Origin of the sequence: Geobacter sp. OR-1, assembly GCF_000813145.1 — a bacterium.
Classification (GTDB): Bacteria; Desulfobacterota; Desulfuromonadia; order Geobacterales; family DSM-12255; genus Geoanaerobacter.
The window spans coordinates 287,662-310,013 of the sequence record NZ_BAZF01000003.1; the positions used below are offsets into that span (position 1 = coordinate 287,662).

At 56.2% G+C, this 22,352-nt stretch carries 17 protein-coding genes, 1 tRNA gene, 2 pseudogenes and 1 riboswitch; of the genes and pseudogenes, 9 read left to right on the forward strand and 11 right to left on the reverse strand.

Annotated elements, in window-relative coordinates; genetic code table 11:
• Positions 1-99 precede the first annotated feature (99 nt).
• Positions 100-197: riboswitch (cyclic di-GMP riboswitch) on the reverse strand.
• A 159-nt stretch (positions 198-356) separates the two neighbouring features.
• The 8 genes and pseudogenes from OR1_RS04915 to OR1_RS04950 all read right to left on the reverse strand — a co-directional run bounded on the left by OR1_RS04915 (position 357) and on the right by OR1_RS04950 (position 9,686).
• Positions 357-2,408, reverse strand: coding sequence for a sodium-translocating pyrophosphatase (locus tag OR1_RS04915; protein WP_041970373.1), 2,052 nt, complete (start codon positions 2,406-2,408; stop codon positions 357-359).
• A 150-nt stretch (positions 2,409-2,558) separates the two neighbouring features.
• A pseudogene (locus tag OR1_RS04920) lies at positions 2,559-3,123 on the reverse strand (elongation factor P).
• 129 nt (positions 3,124-3,252) lie between these two features.
• A complete protein-coding gene (gene hemB / locus OR1_RS04925) occupies positions 3,253-4,233 on the reverse strand; it encodes a porphobilinogen synthase (protein WP_041970375.1) in 981 nt (326 codons plus the stop codon).
• Between the two features lie 2 nt (positions 4,234-4,235).
• Positions 4,236-5,782 (reverse strand): annotated as a pseudogene (cobA, locus tag OR1_RS04930) (uroporphyrinogen-III C-methyltransferase).
• A gap of 69 nt (positions 5,783-5,851) precedes the next feature.
• A complete protein-coding gene (gene hemC / locus OR1_RS04935) occupies positions 5,852-6,805 on the reverse strand; it encodes a hydroxymethylbilane synthase (RefSeq protein WP_041970376.1) in 954 nt (317 codons plus the stop codon).
• Positions 6,806-6,876: 71 nt separating this feature from the next.
• Positions 6,877-8,181 carry a glutamyl-tRNA reductase gene (gene hemA / locus OR1_RS04940; protein WP_041970378.1) on the reverse strand — a complete coding sequence of 435 codons (1,305 nt, stop codon included), beginning with the start codon at positions 8,179-8,181 and terminating at the stop codon, positions 6,877-6,879.
• Between the two features lie 18 nt (positions 8,182-8,199).
• On the reverse strand, positions 8,200-9,015 hold the full coding sequence (gene ccsB, locus OR1_RS04945) for a c-type cytochrome biogenesis protein CcsB (protein WP_041970379.1): 816 nt from the start codon (positions 9,013-9,015) through the stop codon (positions 8,200-8,202).
• Positions 9,012-9,686, reverse strand: a complete 675-nt coding sequence (locus OR1_RS04950) for a bifunctional precorrin-2 dehydrogenase/sirohydrochlorin ferrochelatase (RefSeq protein ID WP_041970381.1) — start codon at positions 9,684-9,686, stop codon at positions 9,012-9,014. The genes ccsB and OR1_RS04950 overlap by 4 nt, the downstream gene beginning before the upstream one ends.
• Before the next feature lie 183 nt (positions 9,687-9,869).
• Between OR1_RS04950 and trxA the strand changes: the two genes are divergently transcribed.
• From trxA to OR1_RS04995, 9 genes are all read left to right on the forward strand, one after another.
• Positions 9,870-10,199 (forward strand): thioredoxin, encoded by a 330-nt coding sequence (gene trxA / locus OR1_RS04955; protein ID WP_041970382.1) that lies wholly within the window; start codon positions 9,870-9,872, stop codon positions 10,197-10,199.
• A gap of 9 nt (positions 10,200-10,208) precedes the next feature.
• Entirely contained in the window at positions 10,209-10,712 is a 504-nt protein-coding gene (locus tag OR1_RS04960; protein ID WP_041970383.1) for a TlpA disulfide reductase family protein, read from the forward strand.
• A gap of 285 nt (positions 10,713-10,997) precedes the next feature.
• Complete coding sequence (locus tag OR1_RS04965; RefSeq protein WP_052440262.1) at positions 10,998-12,065, forward strand: GGDEF domain-containing protein; 1,068 nt, start codon at positions 10,998-11,000, stop codon at positions 12,063-12,065.
• Between the two features lie 211 nt (positions 12,066-12,276).
• Positions 12,277-12,540 carry a hypothetical protein gene (locus OR1_RS04970; protein ID WP_041970385.1) on the forward strand — a complete coding sequence of 88 codons (264 nt, stop codon included), beginning with the start codon at positions 12,277-12,279 and terminating at the stop codon, positions 12,538-12,540.
• Positions 12,541-12,626: 86 nt separating this feature from the next.
• Positions 12,627-12,704 (forward strand) — tRNA-Glu (locus OR1_RS04975).
• 176 nt (positions 12,705-12,880) lie between these two features.
• Positions 12,881-13,966, forward strand: coding sequence for a hypothetical protein (locus tag OR1_RS20605; protein WP_052440263.1), 1,086 nt, complete (start codon positions 12,881-12,883; stop codon positions 13,964-13,966).
• 55 nt (positions 13,967-14,021) lie between these two features.
• Entirely contained in the window at positions 14,022-14,651 is a 630-nt protein-coding gene (locus tag OR1_RS04985; protein WP_041970386.1) for a hypothetical protein, read from the forward strand.
• 131 nt (positions 14,652-14,782) lie between these two features.
• On the forward strand, positions 14,783-15,622 hold the full coding sequence (locus OR1_RS04990) for a hypothetical protein (protein ID WP_152609810.1): 840 nt from the start codon (positions 14,783-14,785) through the stop codon (positions 15,620-15,622).
• A 152-nt stretch (positions 15,623-15,774) separates the two neighbouring features.
• Positions 15,775-16,872, forward strand: a complete 1,098-nt coding sequence (locus OR1_RS04995; protein WP_041970389.1) for an MBL fold metallo-hydrolase — start codon at positions 15,775-15,777, stop codon at positions 16,870-16,872.
• On the opposite strand, the gene OR1_RS05000 is transcribed toward OR1_RS04995, so the two are convergent.
• Genes OR1_RS05000 through OR1_RS05010 form a run of 3 tightly spaced genes read right to left on the reverse strand, consistent with a single transcriptional unit; the run spans position 16,847 to position 22,313 of the window.
• On the reverse strand, positions 16,847-17,725 hold the full coding sequence (locus tag OR1_RS05000; RefSeq protein ID WP_041970390.1) for a hypothetical protein: 879 nt from the start codon (positions 17,723-17,725) through the stop codon (positions 16,847-16,849). The genes OR1_RS04995 and OR1_RS05000 overlap by 26 nt on opposite strands.
• Positions 17,726-17,770: 45 nt before the next feature.
• A complete protein-coding gene (locus tag OR1_RS05005; RefSeq protein ID WP_041970391.1) occupies positions 17,771-19,354 on the reverse strand; it encodes a sensor histidine kinase in 1,584 nt (527 codons plus the stop codon).
• Complete coding sequence (locus OR1_RS05010) at positions 19,347-22,313, reverse strand: NAD-glutamate dehydrogenase domain-containing protein (RefSeq protein WP_041970393.1); 2,967 nt, start codon at positions 22,311-22,313, stop codon at positions 19,347-19,349. The genes OR1_RS05005 and OR1_RS05010 overlap by 8 nt, the downstream gene beginning before the upstream one ends.
• Positions 22,314-22,352: the final 39 nt, after the last annotated feature.

Below are 22,352 nucleotides of genomic sequence, written 5' to 3' on the forward strand. Positions count from 1 at the left end.
GTGATGTCTTCCTCGGCGCATTCTCCGGGATTCACCTGACATTTAATTGTAGGATCAAAAAAGCCGGGATGCTCGGATGCGCCTCATTCGGATGGCGCCCCCGGCAACCCGGCCAACTTTAGCAGCGCGAAGCCTGCTGAAGCATAAGTCCCGTGGCTTTCCGTCCCCCGGTCATCCGGGGTTTGGCTTTTGATTTATATTAATTAAAGCTAATAAATAGCCTACTCCAATTCAAAATTCCTTGCAATCATAATCTGGGCCATTTCTGAGTAGCCGTAATGCTGCCCTTGATGCGAAAAGGCCGCCCGGTGTTCCGGACGGCCGTTTTTTTCATAACAGCGCAGATTCAGCAGGGATTACATCTTGCTGAGCAGCGGCACGATCAGCAGCGACACGATGTTGATGATCTTGATCATCGGGTTGACCGCCGGGCCGGCAGTGTCCTTGTACGGATCGCCGACAGTGTCGCCGGTAACGGCGGCCTTGTGGGCATCGCCGCCTTTGCCGCCGAAGTGGCCGTCCTCGATGTACTTTTTGGCGTTATCCCAGGCGCCGCCGCCAGTGGTCATGGAGATGGCGACAAAGATGCCGGTAACGATGGTGCCGACAATCACGCCGCCCAGGGCCTTGGGACCGAGGGTGAAGCCGACGATGACCGGTGCGGCGATCGGAATCAGGCCGGGGATAACCATCTCCTTGAGGGCGGTTTTGGTGACGATGTCAACGCAGGAGGCGTAGTCGGGCTTGCCGGTACCTTCCATGATCCCCTTGATCTCGCGGAACTGGCGGCGGACCTCGACGACAACGGCTCCACCTGCCTTGCCGACCGCTTCCATGCAGAGCGCAGCAAAGTAGTAAGGAAGCATGCCGCCGATGAACAGACCGACGATGATGTATGGGTCGGACAGATCGAAGGAAATGGACTTGCCGACCAGTTTCAGCTCATCGACATAAGAGGTGAAGAGGATGACTGCCGCCAGACCGGCAGAGCCGATGGCGTATCCCTTGGTGACGGCCTTGGTGGTGTTGCCGACTGCGTCGAGCGGATCGGTGACGTCGCGGACCGACTTGTCCAGTTCGGCCATCTCGGCAATGCCGCCAGCGTTGTCGGTAATCGGGCCGTAGGCGTCCATGGCAACGACGATACCGGTGAGAGAGAGCATGGAAACCGCGGCAATGGCAATGCCGTAAACTCCGGCAGAGTTGAAGGAAACGATGATACCGGCAGCGATGACGATCACCGGCAGTGCCGTTGATTTCATCGAAATGCCGAGACCGGCAATGACGTTGGTGCCGTGACCGGTGGTGGAGGCTTCGGCAATATGCCGCACCGGAGCGTACTCGGTGGCGGTATAGTATTCGGTGATCCAGAAAATGGCACCGGTAACAACGAGGCCAACGATGGCGGAGACGAAGATGTTCATGGCGCTAAAGGTCTGTCCGCTGGCGTTGGTCAATCCCTGGGGGAACATCTGGGCGGTGACGAAATAGAATGCGATGCAGGCAAGGACGGCCGAGGCGATCAGTCCTTTGTACAGGGCCGGCATGATCTTCTGGTTAGCGCCGAGCTTGACGAAAAAGGTGCCGATAATGGAGGTGATGATGGAGATGCCGCCAAGGATCAGCGGGTAGCTGACAGCAGCGGAATTGCCGACAAAGGCGATAGCGCCGAGCAGCATGGCGGCGATCAGGGTAACTGCATAGGTTTCAAAGAGGTCTGCGGCCATACCGGCGCAGTCACCGACGTTGTCGCCGACGTTGTCGGCAATAACTGCCGGGTTGCGCGGGTCGTCTTCCGGGATGCCGGCTTCGACCTTGCCGACGAGGTCAGCGCCGACGTCAGCGCCCTTGGTGAAGATCCCGCCACCGAGACGGGCAAAGATCGAGATCAGCGAGCCGCCGAAGCCGAGCCCGACCAGCTGGCTGACTATGTCTTTTACCGGTGCGCCCGGCATGAGCTGCTGCAGGGCCAGGTAGTAACCGGCAACGCCGAGAAGTCCCAGTCCGACAACCAGCATGCCGGTGATGGCGCCACCCTTGAAGGCGACATTGAGAGCTTTATGTATGCCTGACTTTGCTGCTTCGGTGGTCCGCACGTTGGCCCGGACCGAAACAAACATGCCGATGAAGCCGGTAAGACCGGAGAAGAGTGCTCCTATGGCGAATCCAACCGCTGTCTTGGCGCCGAGGGTTGCAAAGAGAGCAACGAACATGACAGCTCCGACAACGGCAATGATGGTGTACTGGCGCTTCATGTAGGCGCCTGCGCCTTCCTGGATTGCGGCTGCGATCTGCTTCATCCTGTCATTCCCCTGCGGGAGCGACAGAATCCAGTTTGCCGAGAGCAGGCCGTAGACGACCGCTGCTGCGGCGCATGCCAGGGCGAAATATACTGCGTACTGTTCCATTTGACTAAACTCCTTCTCTTTATTGTTTGCCTGTTAGTAAAAGGCGTTGGTGCTATGGGCCGCCAAAAACGAAAAAATATAATAGGAATTCTGTTGAAATGTCAACAGAATAAATGGGTTAATAATTTCGGATTTGGGTTGGAATCTCTGTCAGGCCCTGGAGAGAAAGCGCCCTTCCCGGGTATCGACCTTAAGTTTTTTCTCCTGATTCGAGATAAGGCGGAACCTGGAGTCTGAGACCGGTCTCAAGGATTGCTTCTTTGGTCTGGGCGGTGGCAGTGGAGTTTTTCAATACCGGTGCAGTTTCGGTGACGATCAGTTCCACGGATTGCGGCGGGTCGGCGCTCACCATCCGGCCCTGGAACAGTCCCAGAACCACTTCGGTCCCTTCGAGAAGGTAAGGGGATATCAGGCTGAACGCCTCGGCCTCCATTTCGAACTGCTCATAGGTTTCCAGGTCCATGAAAACCCCGCGGTCGCCGTCGGTATAAAGGAACTGCCCCTTGTGGCGTTCGAAATCGGCCTCATCCACCTTGTCGCCGGAGCGGAAGGTCTTTTCCAGTACCTGTGCCGTGAGCAGGTTGCGGTACTTGGTCTTGACCATGGTGCTGGCACCGCGCGCTGACGGTGACTGGTAATGGACATCGATTATCAGGCATGGCGCCCCGTCCAGTTGGATGATAAGGCCGCGTTTGAAGTCGGATGTGCTGAGCATTTATTGTCTCCCGTCGATTAAATTGGTCATATTTACCAGAAAGAACGGTTAAAAACAAGAGGGCCCGCCGTTTCGGCAGGCCCTCATTGTGCTGCTGATTTCCTTGCGCTTGTACGTTTCCTTGCTTTGCTACATCCCTTTCTTCAAAAGCGCGGCCACTTCCTTGGCGTGATAGGTGAGGATCAGGTCGGCACCGGCCCGCTTGAACGAGATCATGGTCTCCATGATGACCCGCTCTTCGTCGATCCATCCCATCTTCCCGGCAGCCTTGATCATGCTGTATTCACCGGACACGTTATAGGCGGCGACCGGGAGATTGGTGTAGTTGCGCAGTTCGCGGATGATGTCGAGATATGGCAGTCCCGGTTTCACCATAACGATATCGGCGCCTTCCTCGATATCCATCTGGGCCTCGCGGATCGCCTCCAGGCGGTTGGCCGGGTCCATCTGGTACGAGCGGCGGTCGCCGAACTGCGGTGTCGACTCTGCTGCCTCCCGGAACGGACCGTAATAACCGGAGGCATATTTCACCGCATAACTCATGAGTGGGAGATGGTTGAAGCCGTTATTGTCGAGCGCTTCGCGGATCGCCATGACGCGGCCGTCCATCATATCCGACGGCGCGACCATGTCAGCGCCGGCCTGGGCATGGGAAAGCGCCTCCTTGGCCAGCAGTTCCAGGGTCGAGTCGTTGTCCACGTCGCCGTCCTTGATGATGCCGCAGTGGCCGTGGTCCGTATACTCGCACATGCAGACGTCCGTGATCACCACCAGACCGGGGACCTGCTTCTTTAGGGCGCGGATCGTTTCCTGGATGATGCCGTGGTCGGCATAGGCATCGCTCCCGACGGCATCCTTGGTCTCCGGGATGCCGAAGAGAATGACTGCCGGAACGCCGAGGGCATGGACCTCCTGCGCCTCCTCGACGATATTTTCGATCGACTGCTGGTAAATGCCGGGCATGGAAGAGATTTCCTTCTTTATCCCTTTGCCGAAGGCGGAAAACATCGGATAGATCAGGTCATTGGCAGTAAGGGTGGTCTCGCGGACCATTTTGCGGAAAGCTTCTTTGCCGCGGATGCGGCGGGCGCGGAAAGTCGGGTAGAACATGCCTATTTCTCCTCTTTTGAATGGAGTGAATTGAAATATCTTACTATTTCATCCTTCATGGACGCAATAGTATATTGAGTCGGCTCGATGGTCACCTTCAGTCCCAGGTCCCGGCAGGTTCGGCCGGTGATCGGTCCGATGGCGGCAACCGCCACTCCGTCGAGCAGGTGCAGAAAGCGGTTTTCGCCGAGAAGCTTTGCCAGGTTGTCCACGGTCGATGAGGAGGTGAAGGTAACGCAGTGGATTTTGCGCTCTTCGAGCGCCTGCAGTATCGGAGGGGGTACAGCTTCAGGTAGGATGTTACGATATGCGACCGGGTCAACAACCTCAGCGCCCATCTCTGCCATCGCCTTGGGGATCAGGTCTCTGGCACGGTCGGCCTTGGGGTACAAGATCCGCTTGCCTGAGAGCTCCATTGAGCGGAACGCCTCTATCACCCCTTCTGCCTTGTAGTTTGGCGGGACCATATCCGGTGTTATACCGTGTTTGGCAATGGCCGCAGCTGTCTTGGGGCCGACCGCGCAGACCTTGCCGGAGCCGAAGGCCCGGCTGTCCAGCCCGAGAGCGTTCAACCGCGCAAAAACGTGCTGCACCGTGTTGATTGAGGTGAAGATGATCCAGGAAAAAGAGGACAGCTCAGTTATCGCCTTATCAATGGCGTCTGTGGATTCCGGATCAACGATTTGTATGGTCGGGCACTCCCAGACGGTTGCGCCGAGTTCCTCCAGCATGGCGGAGAATTCCCCGGCCTGGTCGGCCGCGCGGGTGACCAGTATCCCTTTGCCGAACAGGGGTCGGGTGTCGAACCAGCGGAGTTTTTCCCGCATCCGGACCACCTCGCCGACAATGGTTATGGCCGGTGCCTTGAACCCGGCCTTTTTGGCTTTAGCCGCTATCTCTTCCAGGGTGCCGGTCAGGACCTCCTGCTCGGGTCTGGTGCCCCAGCGGACGAGAGCAACCGGGGTATCAGGGGCGCGGCCGTGGTCGATCATTTTCTCTGTGATCTGCTGCAGGTTTTTGACCCCCATGTAGAAGACGACGGTGCCGCTGCCCAGGGAGAGCCTCTCCCAATCGATTTCGGAACTCTCCTTGCCAGGGTGCTCGTGTCCGGTGACCAGGGCGACCGAGGTGGTTATGTCGCGATGGGTGAGCGGGATGCCGGCATAGGCAGCGGCGCCCAGCGCTGCGGTTACGCCGGGAACGATCTCAAAAGCGATCCCGGCGGCCCTTAATGCCTCGCACTCTTCCCCCCCCGGCCGAACACAAACGGGTCGCCACCTTTGAGCCGCGCAACCACCTTGCCGTCCAGCGCCTTTTGCACCAACAGGTCATTGATCTGCGTCTGCTCACGGTTATGCGCGCCGCCAACCTTGCCCGCATAGATCAGTTCGGCATTTGGGGCCGCATGGGAAAGAAGGGAGTCGTTGGCAAGGTAGTCGTAAACGACCACATCGGCTCTGGCCAGGCAGTTTAGACCCCGGACCGTTATCAGGCCGGGGTCGCCGGGTCCGGCGCCGATCAGGTAGACATAGCCGTTATTGCTGGTCATAGGTGGTATCCAAAGAAAAACGCCGCCGAAGCGGCGGCGTTTAGGTTATGGCGTCAGTGCGGTTGCTAGTTAAACGTTTTCGTCCACTCGGCCGATCTCCCGCTGATAAACCTCTTCGAGGATCTCTTTGCCGCCGTTGCGCAGGAGTCGCTCGGCAAGCTCGCAACCGAGGTGCTCACAGGAGTCGACCGGGCCATTGATGCTCTCTTTGAGGGTCCGGGTGCCGTCAACCGAGGCGATGAAACCGGTCAGGGTCATCTGATCGCCGCTCACCTCGCCGAACGCGGCAATCGGAACCTGGCACCCGCCTTCGCAGCGCTTGAGCAGCGCCCGCTCGGCCCGTACTGCATAACTGGTGGCAGGATGGTTGAAGAAGGCGATCGCCTCCTTTACCGGTTCGTTGCTCAAGGAACACTCGATCCCCAGTGCTCCCTGGCCGATGGCCGGCAGCGACAGGTCGGTGGGGAGGAGTTCGGTGACGTTTTCGGTATAGCCCAGGCGGTTGAGCCCGGCCGCAGCCAGAATGACCGCGTCGAGCCCTTCGGTATCGAGCTTTTTCATCCGGGTTTCGACATTGCCGCGAATCACGACCATCTGCAGGTCTGGCCGGACCTTGAGCAGTTGAGCCTGCCGCCGCAGGGCACTGGTCCCGACCTTCGCTCCTTTCGGCAGATCCGCGAATTTTACCCCTTTGGATATGACGGCATCGCGCGGGTCTTCGCGTTCGGTGATGCAGTAAAGCCCGAGCCCTTCAGGAAAATCGGTCGGGACATCCTTCATGCTGTGCACGGCGATATCGATCTCGCCGCGAAGCATCGCCTCTTCTATCTCTTTTACGAAGAGCCCTTTGCCGCCGACTTGCGCCAGCGGGACATCGAGAATCTTGTCCCCAATGGTCTTAATTTTGGTCAGGGTCACTTCCATGTCCGGATAGCGTTTTTCAAGTTCCGACTTGACCCAGTTTGCCTGCCATAGTGCGAGTTGGCTGGCCCGGGTGCCTATGCGTAGCTGCTTCAATGCCATCTGTCTATCTCCTTGTTACGCTACTGAAACCGGCGCCAGGTTAACCCGGTGCCGGCCAGTAGCCTATTGTATTATTCTTCCAGCTCTCCGAGCTCCTGCTCCCCTTCGTCGGCGGTCTGAAGCTCGAATAGTGCCCGCAGGGCGTCAACATACAGATCTGTCCGTCCCCCCTGGCCGGCCTTTTTGAGCAGGCTGGTCGGCGGATGAAGCAGTTTGTTCATGATCGCGTTTGTCAACGCTTCCAATCGTTTCTGGCCGTCCGGGGGGAGATCCTTCCAGTTTGCCAGGGTCTTTTCCAGTTCGGTGCGGCGGATTTCGTCGAATCTGGCCCGGAGGGCAACGATAGTCGGGGTGACTTCAAGGGATGACAGCCACTTGAAGAACTGGCCGATCTCCTGGTTGACGATATCTTCCGCCTTTTTCGCCTCTTCGGCCCTTTGGGCCAGGTTGGCCTGGACCACTTCCTGGAGGTCGTCAACCGTGTAGAGGTAGACGTTCTCGACATCATTGACCTTGGGATCAATGTCGCGCGGCACAGCGATGTCGATGAAGAACATCGGCTTTTGCTTGCGTTTCCGCATGACCTCATCAAGGTCTTTCGGACCGATGATGCAGTGTGGCGCTCCGGTAGACGAGAGGATGATGTCAGCCTTGTGCAGGTAGTCGAACAGGTCGTCGAACTTGACCGCCCTGCCGCCGAACTCGTCTGCCAACCGCTCAGCTCTCTCGAAGGTCCGGTTAGTTACCATGACCCCCCGGACGCCGTTGTTCAGGAAATGCTTGGCAGCCAGTTCACACATCTCGCCGGCGCCGATCAGCATGACGGTCTTGTCGCTCAGTTCGTCGAATATCTTCCTGGACAGTTCTACTGCGGCAAAGGCGACGGAAACCGCCGATGAGGCGATTTTGGTTTCAGTGCGTACTCTTTTGGCTACGGAAAATGCCTTATGCAGGAAGCGGTTGAGGATGATGCCGGACGATTTGAATTCTGCGGCATAGCCGTAAGAGGTCTTTATCTGCCCGAGGATCTGCGGTTCGCCCACGACCATGGAATCAAGGCTTGAGGCAACCCTGAAGACGTGCCGGATCGCTTCCTCGCCGTGATGGGCATAAAGGTGCGGATCGAGGTTTTCAAGGGAAAGGTTATGGTAGTCGGCAAGGAAGCGCTTTACGCGGGCAATGCCGCCGGCGATATCGTGCGTGGTTACATAAACCTCAACCCGGTTGCAGGTGGAAACAATAATCGCCTCAGTTATGTCAGGGATATCAACAAGTGCCCGCAACGGCTTTTCCATGTTGGTCGGCGCGAAAGCCACTTTTTCCCTTATGTCAACAGAGGCGGTTTTGTGTGACAGCCCCACTACTATGATATTCATCTGCTGAAAGTCCCCGCTTTACTTGTAGCTGTGCAGTCCGGACAGTAAGAGATTGACTCCTAAAAAGGTGAAAAGGAGCACGAAAAACCCGGCAATCGCCAGGATCGCCGCCTTGCGGCCGCGCCAACCAGTCGTGAGTCGCCCGTGCAGAAGGGCGGCATAGACAAACCAGGTGATCAGGGACCAGGTCTCTTTCGGGTCCCAGCTCCAGTAGGTGCCCCAGGCAGTTTCGGCCCAGATGGCTCCGGAGATTATCGCCAGGGTGAGCAGCGGGAAGCCGAAGGTCAGGCAGCGGTAATTGATGTCGTCCAGTTTGTCGAGTGACGGGAGCTTCTGGTACATTGCTCCCAGTTTTTTCTGTTTGAGGAACCGCTCCTGGATCAGGTACATGATCCCGGCGCCAAAGGCGACAGTGAAGCTGGCATAGCCAAGAAAGGCGACGACGGTATGCACAACCAGCCATTTGCTCTTGAGGGCCGGGTTGAGCGGGGCAATCCCCATTGGGAACAGCATCGAGATCGACATCAGTACCAGGGCAATCGGAATCACGAAAGATCCGAGGATCGTCACCTTGTAGCGGCGCTCGAATACAATAAAAACCCCGACAATCGCCAGGCTGAAAAATGAGAGGGATTCATGCAGGTTGGTTATCGGGGTTCGGCCTCCCTCGAAGTAGCGGCCGAGCGTAAAAAGGGCGTGGATCAGGAAGCCACCGTATATTATCCAGCGGGAGGTCTTTGCCAGGGATGGTTGCGGCTTGACCAGATAGACCAGATAGGTAATTGTGGCTGCAAGGTATAAACCTAATGTGAAAAAATAGAGCATGGCGTTCATTTAGTGGTCTCTTTCCGCATTCCAAGCTCATCCAGGGTAAAGCCCGGGCCGCAGAGTTCCAGGATGAGATGTTCTACTTCTCTGGGCATCCCATTTTTAAGTAGTTCCGGGATCGGACTGTTTGCCAGGTCGCTTAAAATCCGCTTATTGTATCTGCGGTTGTCATTTTGAGTCAATAGCTTTTCTCTGATTTTCCCCAGCAGGGCCACGGTATCGGCATATTCCCTGCCATAGATTACAGCGAGTTGCTTCCTGATTCTGCGGGACAAGGCCGGCGCGCTGCCGCCGGTTGTAACGGCAATTGACAGCTCTCCGCGTCTCAGGGTGGCGGGTGAGCTGAAGGAGCTGAATTCCCGTGAATCGGCAACATTTACCGGAACGCCGTGCATGGCTGCTTCTGATGCAACCCGGCGGTTGATCTCCGGCTGGTCTGTAGCCGCAAAAACAATTACCGCTCCCTTGAGGTCGCCTTCGGAATAATTTCTCGGTAAATGATTGATCAGTGCAAGCCTTACCAGCCGTTGCACGCCAGTTGCCGGCAATGGCGAAATAACGGTTACATCTGCTCCGCAGCGTATCAGAGTAAGGCACTTTCGTGCCGCAACTCTGCCTCCGCCCACGACTACCGCCGGTTTGCCGTGCAGGTCGAGAGATATGGTCAGCTGAGGCATCTGAAAGGTCTTTCCGGTCGATATGTCATACACGAAGTTGATAATATATCATGTGTGACGAGATTTGCCACGATTCACGTTTGGTTTGAATAATGCCTGGAGGCAGGGGGGGCAAATGATCTTGATTTTTCCTGATAGTAAGATATAGTTTTCTGCATAAAAACATCAAAGTAAGGAGCGATTATGGCAAGTGAAATGGTTTCAGCTTTTACTGACGCTAATTTTGAGGCTGAAGTTCTGCAGAGCAATCTGCCGGTAATAGTAGATTTCTGGGCAACATGGTGTGCCCCCTGCAAGGCGATTGCACCGCTGATCGATACCATAGCCCAGGAGTACGAGGGTAAGGTCAAGGTCGGCAAGGTAAACGTGGACGATAATCCGGCAACGCCATCCAAATACGGGGTCAGGGGTATCCCGACGATCATCCTCTTCAAGGAGGGGAAGGTTGTTGACCAGGTAGTAGGCGCTGTTCCCAAGTCCCAGTTAGAGGCCTTGATTAAGAAGGCGCTTTAGTTCGTCACAATGAATTATTCCCGCATTTGTGGCCTTACAGTTGCGTTGCTTGTTTCTGTTGCCCAGCTTGCCCTGGCAGTCCCGCAGAAGGGGGAGGCTGCTCCCCCTTTTAGGGTTACCAGTGTTTCCGGACAGCAGATAACCTTGAATAATTACCGGGGCAAAGTGCTCCTGATGGATTTCTTTGCCACATGGTGTTCTCCCTGCCGCGAGTCGGTTGGGCATTTGGTGCTGCTTAACCGGAAGTACGGCAAGCAGGGGCTTCAGATCCTCGGTCTGAGCCTTGACGACGACGATAGTGTCAGCGTTGTGCGCGAATTCATCAATTCAAACAAGGTAAATTACCCGGTTGCAATTGTTGGTGAGAGCTTTAAGGCCGATTATGCCCTCAGGTCAGTCCCCACTCTGTATGTAATCAGCAAAAAAGGGCTTGTTGCGGAAAAATTCTCGGGATACAACGACGAAGTTGAAAAACGTCTTGATCAGATTCTGCAAAAACTCCTCTCCGAATAACTTCTCGTAGCTTCCTGCCCAATAATAATAAATTAATGACATTTTTGAGCCCTTTTGTCAGATATTTGACTTTTGAGTCAATCACGGCCCATTAATTGCCAATGGCCCATATTGCCAGGGATCCACGGGGATCAAGGGCTGTTGTCTCTTGTCGGACAAGGCGTTAAGTGGATGGCACTTTAATTGCAAGCATCCTGGTGCTGGGCGTTCCTTGTTGGCAGCGGAGAAAATGCTGGGGAGGGGATGATGCATTCATATACGTCTGAGAGTATGAGCAACAGTCACATGTCTGATGATATGGCTGATTCCGTCGGTTGTGTGAATGAAGTTGCCGATCTGGAAAAGCGGCTCCGGGAAATGATGTTTTTGAGCCGTTTCATGGCAGCGACAAGCTCAAGCCTGGTGCCGCAGGATATCTGCGCCATTGCGGCAAGAAGCCTATATGATTTTATCCCGTATGCCAGCATTGTTTTCGCATTGGCTCCGGAATTTGATGTCGAGCCTCTTGTGTTTTCGCCCGGCAACAGGGACGGTCGCGCTTGTACCCTTTCAAAGGAGATATCTTCGGAGCGATTCCGGGAGTTCCAGATTGACGAGCGGGTCCGCGGAGTTATTTTCATTACTTCGGATTCCGGTCAAAAAGGGGTAGATATGGTCCTCCCGGAAAAAATGGGGAAGATAAGGGTCGTATTTGACAACTCCAAGAGTGATTATCCATCTGCAGTCTTTGCCGAAATTAATGGCCATTTTTCCCGAACGCTCAAGAATGCGCTTACTCATGAAAAGGTCAAGGAGCTTGCCACCAAGGATGGCCTTACCGGTCTATTCAACCGGCGGGTTTTTGATGAACTCCTTTCCGTTGAAATGAATCGCAAGGAGCTTAAACCCATTTCTCTGCTTCTGATCGACCTCGACGATTTCAAAAGGATCAACGACAGCTTTGGCCACCCGGCCGGAGATGAGGTCCTGGCGGCGGTGGGGAAGATACTGAAGGAAGGGTGCCGGGGGTCTGACCTGGTTGCCAGATATGGCGGGGAGGAATTCGCCGTGATGCTCCCCTCAACGCCCTCTTCGGTGGCTTTCGAAATTGCGCAACGGCTGAGAACGAGAATTGCCAGCACGGTCTTTGTTTTTTCGGGAAAAACCGTTAAGCTGACCGCCAGCATCGGCATTGCTCAGGCTTCCCAGGGGAGCAGTGGTGCAGTTGAACAGCTTGTCAGTCGTGCCGATCAGGCTTTGTATCGGGCCAAGAAAAACGGCAAGAATATGACCTACATCTATACCTCCAAGACCATGGAGATCAAAAAGCCGGCTCGCCGAGGTGCAGGCGTGGCCTGGCTAAGAACTGCTTAGGGTCATTTCCCCTATAATTTAAGCTAGTTGTTCCCTTTGGGCCTTCCGGCGGCGCATGGTGCAGTTCATTGCGCCCCCCCCTTACACCTTTGAATTTTCCCGCAGTTAACCAATATATTCTCATCGATAAATTAAAGTATCCTGCCGAAGAGCCGAAATCCATTCTAGGTGAGTAAATTTAATGCAAATTATTATGCAGGGGTTCGTATCCATGTCTGATGATGCAAACATGGCTGACCGGGTAATCAATTATTTTGATGAAGAGTTCGAGGCGATCAGGAGCCAGTTGGAGTCGGGCACTCTGCTCGATTACAAAGAGCGGGTCATTGTCAGCAGGAAGATCGACGAGGCATTGTCCCGGCTTTCGCCCTATGTCAGGAGCGAGTGGCGCGCCCGCCAGGTAGTAAAAAACGGTGAAAACCTGCGCGAGCGGTTGCTGTCCGTCAGGGACATTATTTCCAATCCGCCCATATAAAATTTTGACATGGCAATTCTTTTCCTTGACTTGAGCCGACGACTCATGTAAAAACGCAGATTGCCGCGCATGACAGCAACACCAACGTCCCCTTCGTCTAGCCCGGCCCAGGACACCGCCCTTTCACGGCGGCGACGCCGGTTCAAATCCGGCAGGGGACGCCAAATCTCAAAAAGGTCGCTTTTCTTCGGAGAAGCGGCCTTTTTTCTTTTTGCCCATGTACAACTTTCCGCAATTTCAAATTCCAGAAGCTTTATGCAATTAGCATTGACATAACAACTGGTTAGATGTAGGTTGGCGCATTCTAAGGTTGTCGGGATGATCCGAAAAGGAGATGGCAATGGGTGTACAGGGAGGCTGTCGGTTGAACCTGAAGAGAGTTGGCATTGCCGCTGCACTACTGACAACGGCTGTTGCGCTTGATACCGGCAGTGCCGGGGCAGCCATTACCAGGCTCACGGACGGAGGGAACACCACATTTCACCAGACCATCGCTGCCGCCTTCAACAGCATTACCGGTGACACCCCGGTAATTGCCGCACAGGCAGGGACCTTCCGGGGGAACCTGGATATCGACCGCTCCGTGACCGTTAAGCTCAAGGGTGGCTATAATGGCAGTTACGCCGGCACTGTCGGTATGACTGCGATCGAAGGGGAGCTCTCGGTATCTTACGGGTCTTTAGAGCTGGACCGCATTGCCATCACCTCCGCACCTGCCGACCCGGTCAGGATCATCTACCTGCATCACAGCACCGGCAACAATGTCTGGTACGGCGGTGTCCCGGAATTCATCTCGTCCTACAACAGCTCCACTGGCGCCAATTTCCAGATAACCGAGCGCGCCTACCCGGACAGTCCGTACCCGTGGGAGAACTACCCGTACGACTACTGGAAGCTCTGGGTCGATACCACGGGCGAAACCGGTTACCTGGAACAGGATACTCTGGACACCCTGGCAGCCAACTACGACGTCATCGTATTCAAGCATTGTTTTCCGGTGAGCGACATCGAAGCGGATACCGGTGCTCCGGACATCGCCTCCAGCAGGAAGTCGCTGGAGAATTACCAGCTGCAGTACAATGCCCTGAAGACACGGCTGCGCCAGTTCCCGGACAAGAAATTCATCGTCTGGACCGGGGCTGCACTTACCGAAGCAGCAACCATGCCGGAAAACGCGGAACGTGCCCGGCAGTTTTTCAGCTGGGTGAGAAACAGCTGGGATGAAACCGGGGACAATATCTTTGTCTGGGACTTCTGGACGCTGGAGACCGGCGGCGGGCTGTACCTGACGCTCGAAAATGCGGCGAGCTCAGGAGATTCCCATCCCAACGGGACGTTCTCCGCAGCGGTGGCCCCGCTTGTCGGGAAGCGGATTGTGGACGTTATCGAAGGGGGCGGCGACTCGGGGAGCATCACCGGCGACTAGCAGCGCTCGCATGTTTGGGAGGTAAGGCAATTGAATAGTGATGGAGACAAAATAATTGAATAGAATATTTAAGCAGGATTTCGACACCCTTACCGATAAAGCCATAAATGTTTTATTCGTCGCCGCCATCTTTATTTCAGTAATCATATATCTATTACATATCGTTACTCATTTCCCTTTCTTTGATGGTTCTATCCATATCCGCTACCTCTGGTTGTTATCTGCCGGATATCGCGCCAATGTAGATTTCTTCTGCTTTTATCCGACACTCGGGTATTTTATTACGCTCCCCTATTTCAAGCTGTTCCCCGAATCGGCTTTTGTTCTACTGGCACTCCGTTTGTTCGCCGCAACAACCATAGCGCTTATCGGCCTCACCTATTATTGCCACGGTCGAAGAATCTCCCGGGATTGGGTCCTGGCGCTGTTGCCCTTTCTCCTGATCAGCACTGATCGGAGCATCGGCGTCTTTTTTTCCGAGTACAGTATCGATCATCTTGCGGCACTGGCGGCAATCCTGGCCATGTCTCTCGTAATGTCCGAACCCGGTTTCTTAAGGCTGGTGCTATGCACCATGCTCAGCCTGACCTCTCTTTTCATAATGCCCAAATACCATTTTCCCCTGTTTTCGGTTTACTCGGTTATATCGGGGTTTATTACGCAAAGACAAAAAAACCGTCTCTAGCGATATTGGGGCCGATTGTCGGGGCGATTTCAGCGCTGGCAATGATTTTCGTCATATTTCTATTAAACCAGGGCTCGATCACAAATAACATTAAATATGCATACCTTTTCAATTTTAGATTTACCTCGGTATTGGAAGAACAGATCGGCGATCTGCCGAGGTTTTCCCCGATCATTGTCTATGTGCTGAGTTTTTTGCGCCATCACCCGCTCCTGTCAGTTTCATTCATAATCGGCATATTTGCCTGGCTGAGATATGCGAAAGCCGGGTGGAGAACACCTGACCCGCATATCTGGGGTGGTGGCGGCATCCTGCTGGGTTGCATCGTCTCCTCATTTTTTGAAGCCGTCTATTGTGAACAGTACCTGACGCCGATATTGCTCTGTATGGCCCTGTTTGTGCCGTTTGCCTATTCCGAAATGGTTGCCGGCCCCAAAACAATAAGATTGGTGCGGCACCTGTATGTCATTATTGCCTTTTGTATTCTTGCCGTGCGGCTCGACGGGGTTGCCGACGAATTTAAACTGACGCCGTATAATGCCCGCGGCAACACGCCTACGACCAACAAGATTATCGGCGAGGTAACCATGGCGCCCACCGGTCTCAACATCCTGAACGAATATGATGATATATTGGGGATCATCCCCAGGAACGAGACAGTGGTAGCTCCCTGGCCTTTTCATCCGTTGTTCCGCCGGGATCTTACCTTCCAGATATTCGATGACCGGCCCAGCCTTGCTGGCGCTTTCAAGGAGAATGACCCGATGAAACGGACATTTGCGCCGGAAACTTTCAATAATGCCCTTGAGCGCAACCCTCCGGGCCTCATTGTACTTCAGGATATGGACGGGTTTTATCCCCCCGGATGGCACCAGGTCGCGACCGATTTTCTGATGCGCCATGAAGATATTTATGAAAAATACGCCACCAAGCTGTATCAAGGCTATATAAGGAAGGATCTGCTTGACTAAATGCGGTCAAGCAGGAGGGTAATGATCGAAAAGGCCGTTTCCACCGAGACGGCCTTTTCTGTTGTTGTTTCGCAAACGCTTTTGGGTACAATGAAACAAAAGGTGTCTGGTCAGCTTTACGGCTGAAGCCATTATTTGTCGAAAAGGGCGCCATGAGCAGACTGTTTCGCTACCTGGAACCTGCCTATCTCTCCGGTCTCATCGAAGACCCGTGTCTGATTGTTCGCGACCGCCCCATTCATCGCAGTATCATGATCGATTGCGGCTCGCTTCATCACCTGGCAAAGCGCGAACTGAAGCCGGTAATGGCCATATTTGTCAGCCACGCCCACATGGATCATTTCATGGGGTTCGATGCCTTTGTGCGGCAGGTGCACGCCAGCCCCAGAACAATCGAAATGTTCGGCCCGCCCGGATTCGCGGCCCGGGTATCGGCCCGCTTGAACGGGTATGATTGGAACCTGTGCGAGCCATACTGGTGCAGCTTTATCGTCAGGGAAATCCATAGCGACCGGACCGTTTCGTTCGAGTTCCATGGGCCATCCGCCTTCCGGTGCGAAGAGGCGGGCGAGCAGCACCGGACCGGAGACCTGATCTATCGCCATAACCATATCGAAGTCTCGGCCCGGCTGTTTGATCACGGCATTCCGGTCCTGGCTTTCCGGGTGAATGAAAGGAAAATATTCGGTATTGATGCCGGAAAACTGGCGGAATACGGTTTGGTGCAGGGAGAATGGCTGCGGGAGCTCAAAAAACGCTACTTCCGGGAATGGGCTCAGGACGAGCCGATTTCGGTTACTAAAATGGCCGGAGGCTGCCGGGTGGCAGAGCCGGTCGCAGATGCCGAAGCACTTTATGCTGTGGTCTGCGCCGCAGAAATCCCTGCCGGGATCGGTTACGTCACGGATATCGGGTTCTCTCCGGAAAATCGCGAGGGAGTGGTGTCGTTTCTCCAGGGGGTTGAGCTGCTGGTGTGCGAATGCGCCTTTCTTAAGGCCGATATGCACAAGGCCAGGGCATCGAGGCATTTATGCACCAAAGACCTGAACGAACTGCTTGACCGGTTGCGGCCGCGGCTATTTCTAGCGATACATCTCTCCAAGACCTACCTCGACCGGAGCGAGGAGCTTTACGCCGAGCTTTCACCCCCTCCCGGAACGAAGATCATCAGAATCCCCGAGCATGTTGCCCCGCGTCCGGTCTATTCCTGCGATGTTACCCGGCTCAACTCCGACCGTTTTCCGCAGTAAAGGTGTTGATCCCGGCATTGACGCCGATGGTCTTATAGATCCTGATTTCGTCCCAAGGTTCGCTCAGGATTTCACCCACCTCCTGGTCACCCCAGGGGCCGTTCAGGATACCGTCGTGGATGGCCCAACTCCTGCCGTGAACACTCTTTTCCATCCCGGGCATCCGGAACGGGGTCGAACCGTCCAGCCTTTTGAAGAGCGCCCCGCCAGGCCTGAATTCCCGGTCGATCGTCAGCATCATGCGCCGGCCGGTCAGGTAGTCGAACCCGAATTTTTCATACCTGACGGCGTTGTCGTAGGTCAGCGGTTCGGCCATGATGATTTCCATCCCGAGGGCATCGACAAAGAGCTCGAACAGGTGGAAAAACTCGCCGAACATCCCGAGTCCCCGGCTGGTCTGGTTCGGGAATAGCCCGGCCCGCATCGCCCTGATCTCTTCGGGGATATTGCGCCCCAGGCGGGTAAACAGGTTGTCCCGCCCGTTTTCATCGACATCGACAGCAAACCTCGGTGCCGAGGGATCATTGATTATGCAGAACGAGAGTTCCATCTGGTGATAATGGGTCTCGGCAATATCGAGGAAAAACACAGTAGTGGCGTCGTCGGGTTCTTGCCTCACCTCTATCCTTGCCAGCGCCATCCCTTCCGGAGCAATGATGGTGACCCTTTTCCGCTGGTCCGGGCCGAGAAAGGTTAGCGGAGAAATGTTCAGCAGGTTGAAGAGGCGGGGCGGGATGATCCGGCCATAAACCTGCTCTTTTTCAGGCGCGGGCAGGGCGTTTATCTCCCGGAGGCCGGTGAGCGTGTTTTCATGCCTTGACCGGAGCGGCATGTTCTCCTGCAGTTTGCTCATTCGGCACCCCTGCAGCAACCCCGGGTATCCCGTGCCAATAATGAATCAGAACAGCCGGTCATCGCTCTTTGCCATTGGCAGGGTAATGCTGACAACAGTTCCTTCCCCCGGCTTGCTGGAAAGCCGGATCGCGCCGCCGTGCCCCTCTATGATCCCGTAGGTGACCGCCAGCCCCAGCCCGGTTCCGTCTTCTTTGGTTGTGTAAAACGGGTCGAAGGCGCGCGCCAGCTCCTCTTCGGTCATCCCCTTACCTTCATCGGCGATCTGAAGGGTTGCTGTTGACCCTTCAGTGGATATGGCGCAGCTGATGGTGCCGTTCCCCTTCATTGCCTGGCCGGCATTGATCAGGACATTGACCAGGACCTGGATCATCTGCTGCTGGTCGGCAACAATGGTGGCATCGCCTTCCGGCAGAACAACCTTGACCGGTTTCACCGCCTCATGGGCCCTGGCGAGTTCAACCGATTCGGACAGCACCTTGGCCAGGCTGAGCGGCGCAGTTCTCGGTTCGTCGGACCGGGAAAACTCCAGCAGCCGCCGGGCAATTGTGGCGCAGCGCTGCGCCTCGCTGGAAACCCTTGCCAGGTCGGCTTTGCCTTGTTCGCTCGTCTCGCCCATTGCCAGCGAGGTATGAAGCATGATCCCGGTGAGCGGATTGTTGATCTCGTGGGCAATCCCCGCTGCCAGGGTTCCCAGGGAGGCAAGGCGCTCCGAACGTTCCAGCAGCACCCTTGCGGCCAGGAGTTCGCCGGTCCGTTTCTCGACCTCGCTTTCCAGCGATACGTTCATGTCCTGCAAGGTTTGCTGCGATTCCTGGAGCGCTGCCGCCATCTGATTGAACTCATATCCAGCGGCATCGAATTCGCGAATCCTGGTGATGCCGACCCGTTCTTCGAGGCTTCCGGCAGCCATTGCCCTGGCCTTTTCCGAGAGCGAGGTCAGGGGGCCGGTAACGAATCGTCGCAGTGCCCAGAAAGTGATGCCGCAGGAGAGCGAACCCCAGATAAAGGCGAGCATCCAGACATTATCCACCAGATTCGCATAAACGGCATCCATGGCCACCAGCGGTATCTGGGTGGTAAGGATTCCGAGTGCCCGTTGTTCCTTCTTGTGGTAATGGCAGGCCTCGGTGCATTGCGGAGAGTTCGGGATGATCCGGGCATAGGTCAGGAGCCGTTCCTTGCCGCTCTTCTCGATCCGGTAGCCGGCGTCTTTAACGATGCTGGACCCCTTTTCGTGGCAGAGGGCGCACTCAGCGGCGCGGATGGTATTGTTTTCCCCGTCCGAGACGCTGCTGGAGATGACCCGGCCGTTCTTGGCCAGAATTCGCACCGGACCGCCGCTCCCCTGAAGGCCGATCTCCTCGATCACCTGATGCACGAGAATCTGGTCATTTTTCAGCATGTGGCTGCGGGTGGCGCCCAGGATGGCAAATGCCGTCCGCTCCGCTTCACTCACCGCCCCCTTCTGCAGGGCGGTCCGGATCTCCCTGGTGGTGAGATACCAGGCCCCGGCTGCCAGGATGATTGCTGAAATCAGGATGTACAGCGAAAAGATGTCGCTGATGCTCCTGACATAGGCGAACTGTTCGGGCGACGGTGTCTTTGCTCCGGTTTGCTTGCTAGCCATCAGTGTCCCTTGGGATGCGCGCCAGGTGGCGGCGGATTGAGTCTTCGAATGCAGCCTGGCGGTCGGTATTGTACACCATGGATGATCCTATTTCCGCTGCCAGTATGGCATAGAGGTATTTCTCGGGCAACCTGGAAACGCGGCGGCGGTACTGCTGTTCACGGAAGATGCCGGGGAGATGAGCCAGTATGGCGCGCCTGAAGAGCGGTTGGCGGCAGAGTTCCGGGCGGTCCCGGAAAAATCCGAACAACCTGGCATACAGGGCGTTGATTTCGCTGCTGAGGCTGAACGATATCTCGGTGCAGAGCGCTCCCGGCTCCTCGCGCCATCGTTTCAGGATTATCCTGGCCTCGTCTTCAGCCCGTTTTTCCAGGATCTTCAGGACATCCGCGACATACCGCTCTTTCAGGGCCAGGAACTCTGACTCCGACAGCAGGAGGTTTGCGATGATCTCGTAGGATGAGGAGATCACGCCGCACTTGTTGGCAGAGGAGTCGCGCATGATGATGACCCCGCTCCGTTGCAGCTTCACCCTGGCCTCAGGGGTGATAAAGGAGTTGGCTCCCTCCACAATGACCCTGGCTGACGGGGTGCCGTCCGCCTGCAGATACCCCTGCCAGTTGGCAGCGTCGATCGTCTCCGGCCGGCCTCCGGCCGGGATGAACAGGTCGGCGGTAACCGTGAACGGGAGTTCGCCGTAAAGGCGGGAGAAATCGTCGATGGAGAGCCATTCTTCGCTGAGCTTCCCTTCTGCTTTCGTCACTCTCCGGTAAAGTTCCCGTACCCCGTCTCTTTTCGCGCCGCTCCGGAACAGCATGAAGCCGCCGTCGTGGAGCCGCGCCGGATCGAATCCGTCCAGATCGCAGCGCAGCACGATCCGCTGCAGTTCCACGTGGTCCGCCCCTTCCGGGTCGTACAGGGCAGCAGTGCCGTCCAGGATCAGGCGGATGGCAACCTTCGGGCACCGCTCCAGCATGATCCGAATGGCGTTGCCGGCCACATCGCCGTTCGTCCCGCCGGTAAACTTGACGCTGAAGCTGTCCTTACGGATATCGATCCCCAGCTCCCGCATGGTGATCTCGACGAACTTGACAACACCGGTGGAGGTGACGCCGTACTCCTTGTGATTGATCCCGACCTCCTTGCTGGAGATCACGCCGATACCGAGGATGTACCCCCGTTTCTTCGAGAGTCCGGCGATCGTCTCGATCATCGAGTCGTGCATGTTCTCGTCCGGGCCGAGCTCGATCGGCTCATCCTGGCGGTAATAATCAATTACCAGCGGGTTGGCGGCCACTCCCCCCCTGGTGATGAAGATATCGAGAAAGGCGTTGATAACCCCGTACTGCAGCTTGTAGAGCCGCCAGGTCTCCAGCTCCCGCTCCCGCTTCCGCATCAGGTCGGCAGCGTCGAGGAGCAGCACCATTTTCGAGCCGCCTTCGTAGATGTCCTTGTTTTTCAGGTGCTGGGTGTGGGCCAGGACGAAGTTCTCTCGGAACAGGGTGTTGGCACTGGTGATGAAGTCGTCCGGATTGCGGGCGATGACAGTGCGCCATCCTCCCCGGGCAATGTCGGAGAAGCCGATGTGGAAGCCGAACCCCGAGCGGCTGAAAAAGAAGGTGATACGGAACGGCTTGGCCTGCGGCAGGTCCTCGGTCGACTGCCGGGGGAGTTCGTCAAGGTAGGCCGGGTCGAGACGAAAGGCGAGCGCCTGCTTTTCCGGGACAAAGAAGTTCGTCTTCAATGTATTGCGGATGAAAACCAGGGCGCAGCCGAAGATGTCACGCCGGATCTCGTCCAGGTACCGGTGGCCGGTGTTGTACCCTGCCAACTCTCTCCTGGTCTCGGCCAGCAGCAGGTCGAAATCCTGCTCCCGGTTGTTGTTGTCGGGGTCGAAGCGGGTCTTGAAGAGTTTCACCAACTGCAGGGCGATCTCGGGGTGGGAGTGGAAGGCGCTCTGCACGTCTTCCACACCGAAACGGTCCGGCTGGCTATGGGCCAGGTTGGTATGGCAGAAGGCGATCAGGGCATTCACCAGAGAGGCGTCCTCGCCGGACAACAGGCCGGTGGTGACGCATTCGCGGTAGCAGTACGATTTGGTGGCCAGGATCTGCGAATTGTAGAGTTCCTGGCGGAGTTCGGTGAACTGCGCCGATCCCCGTTCCAGGGGGGAGCTGTCGCGGCGGCGCACGTAGAAGGTTCCAAGGAAATAGGGGTGGACGCCGTTGGAGATGGTCAGGCAGTAGGCCCGGTTGACGCCGAGATTGAGGCGGTTGAACACCTCCATCACCTGGGTGAGGAAATCGGTCTGGGGTGGGTTGCCGACGGCAAAATGGACCCGTGACTCGCTCCCGTCCCCCATCAGCTCCACATCGAGGTACAGGCCGTTGTTCCGGTTCCCTTTCTGCAGCAGGTGGAGGACCTGGGCCACCCGTATCGGCGACGAGGTGCGCACGTAATTCTCGTTGTTGAGCCAGATCAGCCGGAGCAGACGGTCGAAATCGACCATGTCGAACCCCGGGTAGAGCCGCTTCAGTTCCCGTATCGCTTTGCGCCTGATTGCTGCGGGGATGTCGGGGGGGGCTGCGGCGCAGATCTCTTCGTTGCTCTTCCGGTCGAACTCGAATCGCTGGATCTCCAGGGTCTGGCCCGTCCCGGGCATTGCCCCTTCGGAATGGGAAAACATGGCATAGGAGATTTCGCTTTCGCGGATGGTCTGGAGCGTTTCATACAGCGAACCGGGGAAGTTGGCGATTGCCTGGATCAGTATCTTGTCGCGGTCGGCCAGGATCAGGCGGCGGTTGCGGCACAGGGTCCCCAACTCCCGCTCCAGGATTACCAGCGCTTCGGGCTCGTCCTTCATTGAGACGAAAAAATACGGATTCATCTCGGCCTTGAGCCAGGCGCGGTTGGCAGAGCGGCTGGAAGCGGGCAGCAGAGCGGTCCCTTGAGGGGTCATGGTCGGTCACTCCTTGGAGAAGTTCAAGCTCAAGAGAAA

Excerpts from the sequence above, each read along its gene's own strand:
- OR1_RS04960 (WP_041970383.1), top strand. The coding sequence starts at position 10,209 with ATGAATTATTCCCGCATTTGTGGCCTTACAGTTGCGTTGCTTGTTTCT.
- OR1_RS04970 (WP_041970385.1), top strand. The coding sequence starts at position 12,277 with ATGTCTGATGATGCAAACATGGCTGACCGGGTAATCAATTATTTTGAT.
- OR1_RS20605 (WP_052440263.1), top strand. The coding sequence starts at position 12,881 with ATGGGTGTACAGGGAGGCTGTCGGTTGAACCTGAAGAGAGTTGGCATT.
- OR1_RS04950 (WP_041970381.1), bottom strand. The coding sequence starts at position 9,686 with ATGCCTCAGCTGACCATATCTCTCGACCTGCACGGCAAACCGGCGGTA.
- OR1_RS05010 (WP_041970393.1), bottom strand. The coding sequence starts at position 22,313 with ATGACCCCTCAAGGGACCGCTCTGCTGCCCGCTTCCAGCCGCTCTGCC.
- trxA (WP_041970382.1), top strand. The coding sequence starts at position 9,870 with ATGGCAAGTGAAATGGTTTCAGCTTTTACTGACGCTAATTTTGAGGCT.
- OR1_RS04965 (WP_052440262.1), top strand. The coding sequence starts at position 10,998 with ATGTCTGATGATATGGCTGATTCCGTCGGTTGTGTGAATGAAGTTGCC.
- OR1_RS05000 (WP_041970390.1), bottom strand. The coding sequence starts at position 17,725 with ATGAGCAAACTGCAGGAGAACATGCCGCTCCGGTCAAGGCATGAAAAC.
- OR1_RS04995 (WP_041970389.1), top strand. The coding sequence starts at position 15,775 with ATGAGCAGACTGTTTCGCTACCTGGAACCTGCCTATCTCTCCGGTCTC.
- hemB (WP_041970375.1), bottom strand. The coding sequence starts at position 4,233 with ATGTTCTACCCGACTTTCCGCGCCCGCCGCATCCGCGGCAAAGAAGCT.
- hemC (WP_041970376.1), bottom strand. The coding sequence starts at position 6,805 with ATGGCATTGAAGCAGCTACGCATAGGCACCCGGGCCAGCCAACTCGCA.
- hemA (WP_041970378.1), bottom strand. The coding sequence starts at position 8,181 with ATGAATATCATAGTAGTGGGGCTGTCACACAAAACCGCCTCTGTTGAC.
- OR1_RS05005 (WP_041970391.1), bottom strand. The coding sequence starts at position 19,354 with ATGGCTAGCAAGCAAACCGGAGCAAAGACACCGTCGCCCGAACAGTTC.
- OR1_RS04915 (WP_041970373.1), bottom strand. The coding sequence starts at position 2,408 with ATGGAACAGTACGCAGTATATTTCGCCCTGGCATGCGCCGCAGCAGCG.
- ccsB (WP_041970379.1), bottom strand. The coding sequence starts at position 9,015 with ATGAACGCCATGCTCTATTTTTTCACATTAGGTTTATACCTTGCAGCC.